Source organism: Campylobacter sp. RM16704 (genome assembly GCF_000816245.1).
Lineage (GTDB): Bacteria > Campylobacterota > Campylobacteria > Campylobacterales > Campylobacteraceae > Campylobacter_D.
In genome coordinates, this window is sequence record NZ_CP007769.1 from 176996 (window position 1) to 189901 (window position 12906).

Below are 12906 nucleotides of genomic sequence, written 5' to 3' on the forward strand. Positions count from 1 at the left end.
CCATGAAAGATTTAGTATCTTTAGAAATTATTACTCCTCTTGGTATGATTTATCAAGGAGAAATAAAATTAGTTGTTTTGCCTGGAAGTGAAGGAGAATTTGGAGTTTTAAGAGGTCATGCTTCTTTAGTATCTTCACTTAAAGCCGGAATTATCGATATAGAAAAGTCGGATTCAACGCATGAGTTGATTGCTATTGATTCAGGTCATGCTAAAATTTCTGAAACAAAAGTAAGTGTTTTAGCTAAAGGTGCTGTTTGGGTTGGTGGAAATAGTGATAATGAAATTGCTCAAAAACTAGAAGAGGCAAAAAAATTAATTAAGTCAATGAGTAGCGATAGTGTAGCTTTAGCTTCTACTTTCGCTAAATTAGATAGTAGTGTAAGGCAAAGATAGTGGATTTTCAAGCTATTTTTCATTTTTTTGAAAGTACAAGTTTAATTACATATATAGTTTTAGCTTGGCTTTCTGTATATTTTATACTTAGTTTTAGTATTTTGTTTTCAAGATTAATACTTATTAATAAATGGATACAAAATGAAAATCAAGCCTTAAAAGCTTTGATGCAAGGTGAGAAAGATTTAAGTCAAAGTACATCCATTTTAAAAAAATGTAAAGAAATTGATGAAACTAAAATGAATATCTATAAAAATTCAGTAGAAAAAAAAGCGACTATAGGACTTACTTGGTTGAGTATCATAGCTTCTACTTCGCCTTTTATAGGTCTTTTTGGAACAGTTATTTCTATTCTTGAAACTTTTGGTGGTTTGGAAATGCAAAATTCATTAAGTATTATTGCACCTAAAATTAGCGAGGCTTTGATTGCAACAGGATGCGGAATTTTAGTTGCTATTCCAGCTTATAGTTTTCACTTAGCCATTAAAAGAAAGGCTTATGAACTAATTAATATTTTAGATAGTGAAATTAAATTATTGATTAGTAATAGTTTTACAAAGGTATAATATTAATGTTTTTAGAGGATAAGCCTGAATTAAATATTACACCTTTAGTAGATATTATGTTGGTTTTGTTAGCTATTTTGATGGTTACTGCACCAAGTATTACCTATGAAGAAAAAGTACAACTTCCTCATGGTTCACAAAAAACTTCTAGTGCTCCAAATATTAAGAGTTTAATTGTAACAATTAATGCTAAAAAGGAAATTTTTGTAGGAAAAAATAAGTTCGATTTTGTAAGTTTTGCAGATAATATGAATGCTTTAAAAGCCCAATATAATATTCAGGAAACAGTTTTTATAAGGGCAGATAAAAATTTAAAATATGATGATGTGATGAGTGTTCTAAGAACAATGAAATATTTGGGCTTTCAAAAAGTTGCTTTGCAAACTGAGTAGAGTAATGGAAGAAAATTCTAAATACAATATAAAAGCTTTTATTTATGCGATTTTAATTTATTTTTTTGTTGTTTTTTTGGTATTTTTTAAATTGGTTGAATATAAAACTAAAATTATTGAATACACAGATGACCCTAATAGTTTTATTAATATTGAACTTGGAGATAATGTTAATAAAAACCAAGTTAATATAGAGCAAGAAATTCAAAAAGATAATTTACAAAATTTATTTGAAGAAAATATATTACAAAAATATACTACAAATAAAAGTGTAAATACTCAAGATATAGAGCAACAAGCTAGTGTTTTTAATGAATTATTTGGAAAAATAGAAGATTATCAAGAGGAAAAAACCACAAAAGTGCAATCTTCTATGCCATCAAAAAAACCTATTTTTGCACAAAGAGAAAAAATCAATGATTTTTCAAAACAGCTAAATGAAAATTTACAAATTAATCAAGAATTAGGGCAATCTGTTATAGAGCAAAAAATTGGCGTTTATGATCAATTTTTAGGAGCTGTTAGAAAGTATCTTGAAGATAGATGGAGAATTTATAATCCTAGTGGAAATTTAAGTATAGATGTAGAATTTGTGATTGACAACAATGGTTATTTTTATTTGTTAAGTGCCACTAGTACATATAGTGATAATTTTGATAAAAAAGCAAAAGAATTTTTACAAAATTTAGAAGGAAAGTATATAACTTTACCTCCAAATGGTAAAATGAAAAAAATAAAAATGCAACTTAGTGATGTAATTGAATTTGAAACGGAGAAATGATGAAAAAAATAATGGCAATTTTATTTTTTTGTTCAATATTATTTGGACAAGATGCAACAATTTCTGTTGTAAATAAAGGTATGCAATTACCTAAAATTTACATTAAAGATCAATCTAAGCTCAGTGATTTAGATCTTAAGAAAAGTTTTTATAATATGCTTATTAATGACATAAAAGTAGGTTCAAATTTTGAATTAAGTCAAGACGAAAAACAAAGTGATTATATTTTTTCTTATAATTTAAATAAAAATGGAAAGATTTTAGATATTGATGTAGAAATTCTAGTAGCAAACGAAATTAAAACAAGTTTTTATGAACAAATTCTTTCTGTTGAGGAATATCCATTTTTAGCACATAAGAGTATTGTTCAAATGAATAAAAAATTAGGTTTTGCTCCAATTGATTGGATGGATCATAAAATTTTAATAGCAAGAACCCAAGGTAGCAAACAAAGTGATATTTTGTTAGCTGATTATACTTTAACTTATCAAAAAATATTAATTTCAAAAGGACTAAATTTATTTCCAAAATGGGCCAATAAAGAACAAAATGCTTTTTATTTTACAGCCTATGAGGGTGAAATTCCTACTTTGTATAAATATAGTATGAAAAATAAGAATATTTCAAAAATTATTTCAAGTGAGGGTATGATAGTTGCTTCTGATGTAAGTGACGATGCTAAAAAAATATTGCTTACTATGGCACCTAAAGACCAGCCAGATATTTATTTATATGATATAGATACAAAAAGTCTTACACAACTTACAAATTATAAGGGTATTGATGTGAATGGTAATTTTGTTGATGATGATAAAAATGTAGTTTTTGTATCTGATCGTTTGGGTTACCCAAATATTTTTATGCAAAATTTAGATTCTAATTTAACAGAACAAGTAGTATTTCATGGTAAAAACAACTCTTCAGTTTCTACTTATAAACATTATATGGTATATTCTAGCAGAGAAACAAATCAAAGAGGAGTTTTTAATCTTTATTTAATGTCTACACAAAGTGATTATATTAGACAACTTACTGCCAATGGAAAAAATCTCTTTCCAAGATTTTCTATTGATGGAGAAAGTGTAGTTTTTATCAAATATTTAGGTTCACAAAGTGCTTTAGGTATTATTAGAATTAATGCAAATAAAGCATTCCATTATGGCCTAAAAATTGGAAAAATTCAATCAATTGATTGGTAAAATATAAAAATAATATTTTTTTTGTTATAATTAAATATGATTTTAATAAAAAAAGGGGAAATAATGAAAAAAATCATTTTTGCTTCAATAACTGCATTTGCTGTTATTATTAGTGGTTGTGCTACAAAAAATACTAGTGTGAGTAGCTCAAGTAGTGTCGATAGTTCAAAAGGAAGTGGTGGATCAGATAGATTTGAAAATCTTGAATCTTTAAACTCAATTGCTAATGTTTATTTTGACTTTGATAAATTCGATGTTAGAAAAGATATGCAAAAAGTTATTGCTAACAATGCTGAAATATTAAAAAAAGAAGCTACAAATGCTACAATTGTAGTCGAGGGAAACTGTGATGAATGGGGAACTGATGAATATAATCAAGCTCTAGGTTTAAAAAGAGCAAAAGCGGTTAAAGAATCTTTAATAGCTCAGGGTGTTAGTGCAGATAAAATTAGCATAAAAAGTTATGGTGAAACTAATCCTGTATGTACAGAAAGAACAAAAAATTGTGATGCACAGAATCGTCGTGCAGAATTTAAATTGTTAAAATAAGTTTTAAATAATGAAAATAAAACTACTACATGTAGCTCTTTTTTTAGGAGCTACTTTTTTACACGCTGAGATTTCGGCATTCGATGCAGGAAAAGTAGATACAAAAACACCTTATGGCTTAACTCAAAACGAGAAACTACAATATGAAAATCAAGAGCGTTTAAAAGCTTTAAATGAATATTACACTAATCTAACTAGCAAGATAAATACTGCAGTAGAAAATATAGAGGGTTTGCAAAGTGTAACAGAAGGTTTAAATGCTCAATATTCTAAAGCAAATACAAAACTACTTTTATTAGAAGAAAATTATCAAAATTTTGATACAAATATTACTCATGAGATTCAAAATTTAAGAGCATATGTAGAAGAAAATAGAGAAATTCAAGAGAAAAATTATCAAGAAATTCAAAAAATTTTAAGTGAAATATCAACCTTAATTAATAAAATCAATGATGATTATATTTCCAAAGAAGACATGAATCAAAGTATAAATTTTTTTCAATCAGAAATAACTAGATTGCAAAAACAAACAAATATCCCCCAGGTTATTAATCCTGTTATAATTGATGATGAAAATAAGACACAGGAGCGTGTTCAAGAAACAAATACAACTTTAGAGGAAATGACAGGCAAAAAAGATGATAATTGGAAAAAGCTACAGTCTAGTAAAATTTTAAAAAATGCAATTGATGAAGTAAATAAAAATAAATTCGAGGATGCAAAAGAAAAATTTGAATATTTAATTAACATACATTATAAACCTGCAAGATCTACATTTTGGCTTGGAGAAATAAGATATAAACAGCAAGACTATGCGGGAGCTTTAGGATTTTATAAAAAAAGTTCATCAATAAGCACTAAAGGTGATTATGTACCAAAATTGCTTTATCATACAGCTATAAGTTTAGATAAGGTTGGAGATCCTAAAAGTGCTAATAAATTTTACAAAGCTTTAAAAACGGCTTATCCAGATAGTCCTGAGGCAAAAGCTTCACCAAATAGAAAGTAATCAAAGGAGAAAAAATGGCTATAGAAAAAAATAGCGTAGTTTCAATGTTTTACGAATTAAAAGATGCAAATACAAATGAAATATTAGAATCGAATACCTATGCCGAACCTATTTCTTTTATTTTAGGTAAAGGGCAAATTTTAGAGGGATTAGAAGAAGAAATTCAAAAACTTGATGCACCTTGTAATGTTGATATTGTAATTAAAAAAGAAAAGGCTTTGGGTGAATATGATGCCAGTGCTTTGCAAACTTTACCGAAAGAGCAATTTGCAGGAATTGATTTGCAAATAGGTATGGAGCTCTTTGGTGAAGGAGAAGATGGTAATACAGTAAGAGTGATAGTTAGGGAAATTACAGATAATGAAGTTACTATTGATTATAACCATGCTTATGCAGGGAAAGATTTGTTATTTTCACTAAATATTGTAGATGTAAGAGCTGCAAGTGAGGATGAAATTTTAACAGGAATTATTGCAGGAAGTAAAAGTTGTGGATGTGGTGGTGGAGGACACCATCATGGACATGGCGATGGTGGTTGCTGTGGAGGTCATGGACATGGCAATGGTGGTTGCTGTGGAGGACACCATCATTAATGAATAGTGTATTTATTTTTCCAGGGCAGGGTTCTCAAAGTGTTGGTATGGGGTTTAGTTTTTATAAAAATTCATCTAAAGCAAAAGAATTATTGGATCATGCTAGTGAATATTGTAAAGTTGATTTTAAACAATTGCTTTTTAATAATAATGAAAATTTAAACAAAAGCGAATTTACACAAATGGCTATTGTGTTAAATTCATTAATGGCTTATGAGGCTTTAAGAGAACAAGTCAATATAGAGGCAAAGTATAGCTTAGGTCATTCATTGGGAGAATTTAGTGCTTTGGCAATACAAGGTGCATTTGATTTTTTAGATGTTATTACACTTGTTAATAAGCGTGGCCGATTTATGCAAGAAGATTGTTCTATAATAGAAGCTGGCATGATGGTGATTTTAGGACTTGATGATGAAATAGTCAAAGAACTTTGTCAAAAAGCATTTGCAAACGGAAAAAGCGTTTATGTGGCAAATTATAATTGTGATGGGCAGATTGTTGTAGCTGGTTTAAAGCCGGATTTGATTGCTTGTGAAAATGATTTTAAAAATGCTGGTGCAAAAAGAACTATGCTTTTAAATATGAGCGTTGCAAGTCATTGTCCATTATTAAAAAATGCTTCTATGAAGCTTTCAAAAGAGTTAAAAAAGATTTTAAAAGATAATTTTAAAAATGTCATATCAAATGTAAATGCTAAAGCATACAATGATAAAAATCAAGCTTTAACACTCTTAAGTGATCAGCTTACAAAACCTGTTCTTTATAAACAAAGTATTAAAGCAATTGACAATGATGTAGATTTTTATATAGAATTTGGTGCAAGTGTATTAAAGGGCTTAAATAAAAAAATCACTCAAAAAGAAACCTATGCTTTAAGCAAGATGGAAGATATTGATGAAATTTTAAAGGTAATTAAGTGAAAATAGCTATTTTAGGGGCTATGCCTGAAGAAATTACTCCTTTACTAGAGACGTTAAAAGAATATCAAACAATAAATTATGCGAATAACACTTACTACCTTGCTAAGTATAAAAATCATGAATTAATCATCGCTTATTCTAAAATAGGAAAAGTAAATTCTACTCTTAGTGCGACTATTATGATTGAAAAATTTAAATCCGAAATTTTACTTTTTACAGGTGTAGCTGGAGCTTTTAACCCAGATCTAGAAATAGGTGATCTAATTTATGCTACAAAGTTAGTTCAATATGATTTGGATATTACAGCTTTTGGTCATCCTCTCGGATATGTTCCAGGTAACGAAATTTTTATAAAAACAGATGATAAACTTAATTGTCTTGCTTTAGAAGTTGCCAAAGAACTTGATATTAAACTGCAATCAGGTATTATTGCTACGGGTGATGAGTTTATTTGCAATGAGAGTAAAAAAGTAAAAATTAGAGAAATTTTTAACGCAGATGCTTGTGAAATGGAAGGGGCTAGTGTAGCTTTAGTATGCGATGCTTTAAAAATTCCTTGTCTTATTTTAAGATCAATGAGCGATAAAGCAGGCGAAAAGGCCGAATTTGATTTTGATGAATTTGTAGAAAAATCAGCAAAAATTTCGGCTAATTTTGTTTTAAAAATTTGTGAGAAGCTATGATTAATCTTAGTAAAAAATTGATTAGAGAAGTTGCAAAGGCAAATGCAAAATATTCTTTAATAAAAGATAATGATAAAGTTTTATTAGGACTTAGTGGAGGAAAAGATTCATTAACTTTAGCTCATCTTTTAAGACGTATGCAAGCACATGCTCCTTTTAAATTTGAATTTAAAGCAGTAACTTTAAGTTATGGAATGGGTGAAGATTACACTAAACTTCATAATCATTGTGAAAAATATGGGATTATTCATGAGATAATTGATTCTAATATTTATGAGATTTCAGGTGATACTATTAGAAGAAATTCAAGTTTTTGTAGTTTTTTTTCAAGAATGAGGAGAGGTGCTTTATATACTTATGCCTTAGAAAATGGTTATAATAAGTTAGCAATAGCACATCATTTAGACGATGCCGCTGAAAGTTTTTTTATGAACTTTATTTATAATGGTGCACTTAGAAGTTTAGCACCAAAATATAAAAGTAAAAGAGGAATAGAGGTTATTCGTCCATTGATTTTTGTAAGAGAAAGACAATTGCGGGAAAATGTCATCACGAATGAATTAGAAGTTATAGGTAACGAATTTTGTCCTGGCATGAAATTGAATGAAAAAAATGTTAAATTCCCACATGCTAGAGAAGAAGCTAAGCAACTTTTAGCAAATTTAGAAAAAGAAAATCCGAAATTGTTTACAAGTTTAAAAACCGCATTTGAAAATATTCATACAGATAGTTTTTTTATGGTTAAAAGCAATGACTAAACTTTTAGTTGTTGTTGATTATCAAAATGACTTCATAGATGGTAGTTTAGGATTTAAAAAGGCCATTAAAATAAAAAATAATATTCTTACGCTTTTAAAAGCTCACCAAGGAGATATTATTTTTACTTTTGATACACACGATAGAGGGTATTTAAATACTCAAGAAGGAAGAAATATTCCGATTTATCATTGTATTAAAAATACTTTGGGTTGGAAAATGCCAAATGAGTTCGATGAATATTTAAATAAAGCCAAAAAAATTTTCTATAAAGATACTTTTGGAAGTCTAGATTTGGCTAATTTTTTAAAAGAAAATTATTATGAAAGTATAGAATTTTGCGGTTTAGTTTCGCATATTTGTGTATTCAATAATATCATTTTAGCATTAAATGCTAGTCCTAATTCTAAAATTACTCTACATAAAAATGCTAGTGCAAGTTTTAATGAGCAATTAGAAAAAAGTGCTTATGGTATTTTACAAGCTTATGGTATAGAGCTTCTTTAATGCAAGGTTTTATTTTGCATACTCAAAGCGTAAAAGATGAGGATTTGATCGTTTATCTTTTAAGTACTAAGAAAGTTATTAAAAGTTATAGATTTTATGGTATGAGGCATTCTAGTATCTTAAGTGGTTATAAAATTGATTTTGAGTTAGAAGAAAGCACAAGATTTTTACCACGTTTAAAAGATGTTTTGCATGTTGGATTTTCTTGGGTTTTAGACAGAGAAAAAATGTATCTTTGGCAAGAGTTTATTAGGCTTTTTTATTGGCATTTAAAAGATGTTGAAGAAATAGATAGTTTTTATTTTGAACTTTTAGAAAATTGTGCTATACGGTTTGAAAAACAAGATTGCAAGCGTGTAATAGTAGATGCATATTTAAAAATTTTAAATCACGAGGGTCGTTTGCATAGAGATTTTATTTGTTTTTTGTGTGACAATTGCATAAAAGAGAATGTTGTGTTGATAAGAGCTTTTTTACCTGCTCATAAGAATTGCTGTTTTGGTTATGAATTTAAAATTAAAGATATTTTAAAATTTTATAAAAATTTTAATTCATCGCATTTAAGCGATGAATATATTGATAAATTGCATAAAATTATCAAAGAGGGTTTTTAAGAGTAAAATCATACATCATAATAATATCTTGTCTTAATCTTGCAATAATATTTTGCGTATCAATATGAGTATTTTTTATAATAGCTTTTTTACTATTTTTAATGTCTTCCAGTAAATCTCCAAGTTGTTTTTGAGAGCTTTTTAAACAAGTATTAATACATTTTGGTTGTTCTTGTTTTAAAAATTTTTCAAAATCTAAACTTTGATTATTAAGTTTTGAAGTATAAGCCGCCAAATTATTTGCACTTGTTCTAATACCCCCTAATGCTTTATAAATCCCCTTTGAATTGATATGAGCTGCCATCAACTTTCCTTGTTTTTGGTATCTCTTCATTCGTATTGCTTATTATTTTATAAGCAAAAATTATTCCTTATTAAAGAATTCTTGAATATATTTTCTCATGGTATCAGCATCGGTAATACGATTTACTTGATTTCTAAAATTTGAAGCATCTTCATAACCTTTAGAATATTCATGTAAGTGTTTTCTAAATATACTTACCCCTTGCCCCTTATAATGTTTTAACATTTCTTCGAAATGAGTAAATATAATTTTGTTTTTCATAGCTTTATCGATTTTTTTACCACTTTTAATCTCATAAAATATCCAAGGTTTTCCGATGCTTGCTCGACCTATCATTAAAGCATCACAATTGGTTATCATAAATACATCATTAGCATTTTTAGCATTAATATCTCCATTTGCTATCAAAGGAATTTTTATGTTTTCTTTAGCTAAGGCTATGGCTTCATAATTAGAATTTCCATTATACATTTGTTTTCTAGTACGTCCATGCATACTAATAAAATCTACTCCAGCATTTTCACAAGCTTTGGCTATAGCGATAGGTTCTTTTTTATCGTATCCAATTCTTACTTTTACGCTAGTCAATTTTTTGTTGCTTATTTTTTTTATAAGTTCTAGTATTTTTTGTAATTTTCCAAGATCCTGTAAAAGTGCGCTCCCTGCATTTTGCTTAATAATTTTATTAACCGGACACCCACAATTAAAATCAATGCCATCTATAAAATCAAATTGATTTAGAATTTGCACAGCCTTTTGTATAATATTTTCATCAGATCCTGCAATTTGGACTATATAGGGTTTTTCAAGTTCAGCCTTTTGTAACATTTTAAGAGTTTTTGCACTTTCATAAACCAAAGCATTGGAGCTTATCATTTCACTAATTGTTACATCAGCTCCAAACTGTTTGACTAAATTTCTTAAAGGTAAGTCTGAAAACCCAGCCATAGGTGCTAAAAATAAAGGTTTTTTACTAAAATCTATCATTGTATAAATTTTTCAAGATCAATTTTTTTGTTGTGTTCTCTTAGAAACAAAATAAGTCTAAAATCCTTATATTCATTTTGATCATTTCCTAGTTCTTTTAATAATTCATCATACATGCCAAATTCAGCCAATGTGTAAAAATAAGCTCTTGTAGATTGGGTATGATTCTCTTTTATTTTTTTAAATATTGCAATTAAATTTTGAGGCTCTATTTTTTTACATAGAATTTTTGCACATTGCATATACGCACTCTCATCTAAAGTATTCATGTTTAATAAAACTTCTATTTCAATATGATTTAATTCTATATTTTCATTTTTAAACCGATGTAACAATAGCAAAATATTATCTTGATTTTTTTGAATTTTTAGTGTTTTTATTTGGTTATAAGAGGCATTTTTTAATATTTGTTCATACGCAAAATTTTCAAGGTCACTTGATAGTTTTTCCTTATTTTTGATGAAAGAAAATGCATAGTCGACATCTTTTTGAAAATGATTTTTTTCATTTAAAATAAAGAATTCATTATTTGAATCAAGTTTATATTTTTTTAAATCGACAAAATTTTCATTTTTTAATTGTTCAAAAATATCAATGATATTATCTATTTTTGGATTTTGATTTTTTTCTTTAAAATATAATGCTTGAGTATTTTTGGCTATTTCTTGAAATTCTTGAGTTTTAAATTTAATCTTACTATTTTTTTTAAAAAATATATCAATAATAAAATTTTCATAATTTTTGCTATCTTTAATAAGATTTTTATATTGTAAATGTTTTAAAAAACCATAGAAACTCATATGTAATAATGCTAAAATCATTAATATAAGAGCGGGTAGAATTACCCATAAGCTAATAGGCAAAGTTAACTCAAAAGAAGAAATTGTAAAAGTATAATCTCCTAAATTTAAATTATAAACTAAAGCTGCAATGATTAAAAGATAAACAAAACTTGCAAAAAAAAATAATTTTAACTTCATAACTCTTTCCTTTTTTCTAAGTTTTCACGACAATTTATGCAATATTTTGCATGAGGTTTTATTTTAAGTCGCTCAGGATGGATATCATCTTCACAATATTCACAAATTCCATAAGTATTGTTCTCTATTTTATTTAATGAATGTTTAATTTCTTCTAATTCCGCTTTTAAATTTTCATTAATCTTAAAATCAATATGTGAACTATTATCAATTTGCTGCAAATCAACTTCATCACTAGGTTCACTATCTTGCAAGTTATGAATATTGTCTATATTGCCTTGAAGTTGATTTAAAATTTCTTTTTGTCTTTGAATCAAAATACTTTTAATTTTATCAAGATTTGTTTCTCGCATAAAGTTGTGCTCCTATTTGTGATATGGGTGATTTGTATTAATACAAAATGCACGATAAATCTGCTCTAAAAGCATAGTTTTTGCAAATTTATGTATTAAAGTCATTTTACTAAGTGCTATACTTATATGCATTTGTGCAATAAATTCTTTTTCAAAGCCATAAGCACCACCAATGAAAAAAGAAATTTCATGTTTATCTCGTAATAATTTTGCAAACTCTGTGCTTGTAAATTCTTTACCTTGTTCATCTAAAGCTATACAAAAACCTTTTTTATAAGGGTTTAATGCACTTGTATAAGCTTTTTTTGCTTCTGTTGCATTTATATTTTGTGCCAAAGTTATTTTATTGCTGAAAATGCAAATATCATTAAAATTACAAAATTTTTTAATAAGGCTTGTATATTGTTTATTAATTTTACTAAATTCATCGTTATTATTTTTTTGAATACTTAAGAGATTAATTTGCATTTTCTAGTTTGTTAGAAAAAAATCTTAAGAAATCTGCTATGAATTTTTTTTGCTCACTTCTGTTAATAATAGCATCAATTAAACCATGCTCAAGTAAAAATTCAGCTTTTTGAAAACCTTCAGGTAGATCAGTTCCTATGGTTTGTTTAATCACTCTAGCTCCAGCAAAACCTACCAAAGCACCAGGTTCTGCTACGATAATATCTCCAAGCCAAGCAAAAGAAGCACTAACTCCGCCCATTGTTGGATCTGTTAATACTGAAATATAAGGTAATTTTTCTTCTGCTAGTAATTTTAAAGCCGCACTAGTTTTACTCATTTGCATTAAAGAATAAGTACTCTCTTGCATTCTAGCACCACCACTAGCACTTACTATCACCACTGGAGTTTTTTTCTCTATAGCTCTTTCTATAGCTCTAAGAATTTTTTCGCCTTCAACCGATCCTAAGCTTCCGCCCATAAAAGAAAAGTCAAAGACTACTAGCTGTGTTTTAATTCCATCAATATTACACTCTCCACTTATTACAGCACTTTTTCTACCAGTTTTTTCTTCATTTTCTACTAGTCTTTTTTTATAAGATTTACTATCAACAAATTTTAATGGATCAACTGCATATAAATCTTTATCCATTTCCATAAAAGAATTTTCATCACTTAACAACTCTATGCGTTTTAAGGGAGTTAATCTCATATGAAAATTACATTTAGGACACACATTATAGCAAGTCTCTATTTCTTTATAATACATTAATGCATGACAAGAATTACACTTAACCCAATGATTTGGTGCTTCACTTGGAGTTGATTGCTTACGTCTTATACTAGAAAAAATATCTAAAAAATTCATCAT

The 12906-nt window shown here is 27.7% G+C and carries 19 protein-coding genes; 13 read left to right on the forward strand and 6 right to left on the reverse strand.

What is annotated here, in order from left to right; translation table 11 throughout:
* Positions 1-2: 2 nt before the first annotated feature.
* From atpC to recO, 13 genes are all read left to right on the forward strand, one after another.
* Entirely contained in the window at positions 3-395 is a 393-nt protein-coding gene (gene atpC, locus CAQ16704_RS00995) for an ATP synthase F1 subunit epsilon (protein WP_039666493.1), read from the forward strand.
* On the forward strand, positions 395-961 hold the full coding sequence (locus CAQ16704_RS01000) for a MotA/TolQ/ExbB proton channel family protein (RefSeq protein ID WP_039666494.1): 567 nt from the start codon (positions 395-397) through the stop codon (positions 959-961). The genes atpC and CAQ16704_RS01000 overlap by 1 nt, the downstream gene beginning before the upstream one ends.
* Positions 962-966: 5 nt before the next feature.
* Positions 967-1353, forward strand: coding sequence for an ExbD/TolR family protein (locus CAQ16704_RS01005; RefSeq protein ID WP_039666495.1), 387 nt, complete (start codon positions 967-969; stop codon positions 1351-1353).
* Between the two features lie 4 nt (positions 1354-1357).
* Positions 1358-2134: a Tol-Pal system subunit TolA gene (locus CAQ16704_RS01010; RefSeq protein ID WP_039666496.1), complete on the forward strand. Its 777-nt coding sequence runs from the start codon at positions 1358-1360 to the stop codon at positions 2132-2134.
* Entirely contained in the window at positions 2134-3333 is a 1200-nt protein-coding gene (gene tolB / locus CAQ16704_RS01015) for a Tol-Pal system protein TolB (protein WP_039666497.1), read from the forward strand. The genes CAQ16704_RS01010 and tolB overlap by 1 nt, the downstream gene beginning before the upstream one ends.
* A gap of 63 nt (positions 3334-3396) precedes the next feature.
* Entirely contained in the window at positions 3397-3882 is a 486-nt protein-coding gene (gene pal / locus CAQ16704_RS01020) for a peptidoglycan-associated lipoprotein Pal (RefSeq protein ID WP_039666498.1), read from the forward strand.
* 16 nt (positions 3883-3898) lie between these two features.
* Positions 3899-4891 carry a tetratricopeptide repeat protein gene (locus CAQ16704_RS01025; protein ID WP_442856716.1) on the forward strand — a complete coding sequence of 331 codons (993 nt, stop codon included), beginning with the start codon at positions 3899-3901 and terminating at the stop codon, positions 4889-4891.
* A 14-nt stretch (positions 4892-4905) separates the two neighbouring features.
* Complete coding sequence (locus CAQ16704_RS01030) at positions 4906-5484, forward strand: FKBP-type peptidyl-prolyl cis-trans isomerase (protein WP_039666500.1); 579 nt, start codon at positions 4906-4908, stop codon at positions 5482-5484.
* Entirely contained in the window at positions 5484-6404 is a 921-nt protein-coding gene (fabD, locus tag CAQ16704_RS01035; protein WP_039666501.1) for an ACP S-malonyltransferase, read from the forward strand. The genes CAQ16704_RS01030 and fabD overlap by 1 nt, the downstream gene beginning before the upstream one ends.
* Positions 6401-7087, forward strand: a complete 687-nt coding sequence (locus CAQ16704_RS01040; protein ID WP_039666502.1) for a 5'-methylthioadenosine / S-adenosylhomocysteine nucleosidase / 6-amino-6-deoxyfutalosine hydrolase — start codon at positions 6401-6403, stop codon at positions 7085-7087. Before fabD ends, CAQ16704_RS01040 begins: the two co-directional genes overlap by 4 nt.
* A complete protein-coding gene (locus CAQ16704_RS01045; protein WP_039666503.1) occupies positions 7084-7845 on the forward strand; it encodes a tRNA 2-thiocytidine biosynthesis TtcA family protein in 762 nt (253 codons plus the stop codon). Before CAQ16704_RS01040 ends, CAQ16704_RS01045 begins: the two co-directional genes overlap by 4 nt.
* Positions 7838-8350 (forward strand): pyrazinamidase / nicotinamidase, encoded by a 513-nt coding sequence (locus tag CAQ16704_RS01050; RefSeq protein WP_039666504.1) that lies wholly within the window; start codon positions 7838-7840, stop codon positions 8348-8350. The genes CAQ16704_RS01045 and CAQ16704_RS01050 overlap by 8 nt, the downstream gene beginning before the upstream one ends.
* A complete protein-coding gene (recO, locus tag CAQ16704_RS01055) occupies positions 8350-8964 on the forward strand; it encodes a recombination protein RecO (protein WP_039666505.1) in 615 nt (204 codons plus the stop codon). The genes CAQ16704_RS01050 and recO overlap by 1 nt, the downstream gene beginning before the upstream one ends.
* Here the strand turns inward: recO and CAQ16704_RS01060 are convergent.
* The 6 genes from CAQ16704_RS01060 to accD are packed head-to-tail and all read right to left on the reverse strand — an operon-like array spanning position 8948 to position 12903.
* Positions 8948-9298, reverse strand: a complete 351-nt coding sequence (locus CAQ16704_RS01060) for a hypothetical protein (RefSeq protein WP_148308463.1) — start codon at positions 9296-9298, stop codon at positions 8948-8950. The two genes, recO and CAQ16704_RS01060, sit on opposite strands and share 17 nt — an antisense overlap.
* 30 nt (positions 9299-9328) lie before the next feature.
* Positions 9329-10255 (reverse strand): tRNA dihydrouridine synthase, encoded by a 927-nt coding sequence (locus CAQ16704_RS01065; RefSeq protein ID WP_039666507.1) that lies wholly within the window; start codon positions 10253-10255, stop codon positions 9329-9331.
* Positions 10252-11235, reverse strand: a complete 984-nt coding sequence (locus tag CAQ16704_RS01070; protein WP_039666508.1) for a hypothetical protein — start codon at positions 11233-11235, stop codon at positions 10252-10254. Before CAQ16704_RS01070 ends, CAQ16704_RS01065 begins: the two co-directional genes overlap by 4 nt.
* Positions 11232-11588, reverse strand: a complete 357-nt coding sequence (dksA, locus tag CAQ16704_RS01075; protein WP_039666509.1) for an RNA polymerase-binding protein DksA — start codon at positions 11586-11588, stop codon at positions 11232-11234. The genes CAQ16704_RS01070 and dksA overlap by 4 nt, the downstream gene beginning before the upstream one ends.
* Before the next feature lie 12 nt (positions 11589-11600).
* A complete protein-coding gene (locus CAQ16704_RS01080; protein ID WP_039666510.1) occupies positions 11601-12056 on the reverse strand; it encodes a 23S rRNA (pseudouridine(1915)-N(3))-methyltransferase RlmH in 456 nt (151 codons plus the stop codon).
* Complete coding sequence (accD, locus tag CAQ16704_RS01085; protein WP_039666511.1) at positions 12046-12903, reverse strand: acetyl-CoA carboxylase, carboxyltransferase subunit beta; 858 nt, start codon at positions 12901-12903, stop codon at positions 12046-12048. The genes CAQ16704_RS01080 and accD overlap by 11 nt, the downstream gene beginning before the upstream one ends.
* Between the last annotated feature and the right edge of the window lie 3 nt (positions 12904-12906).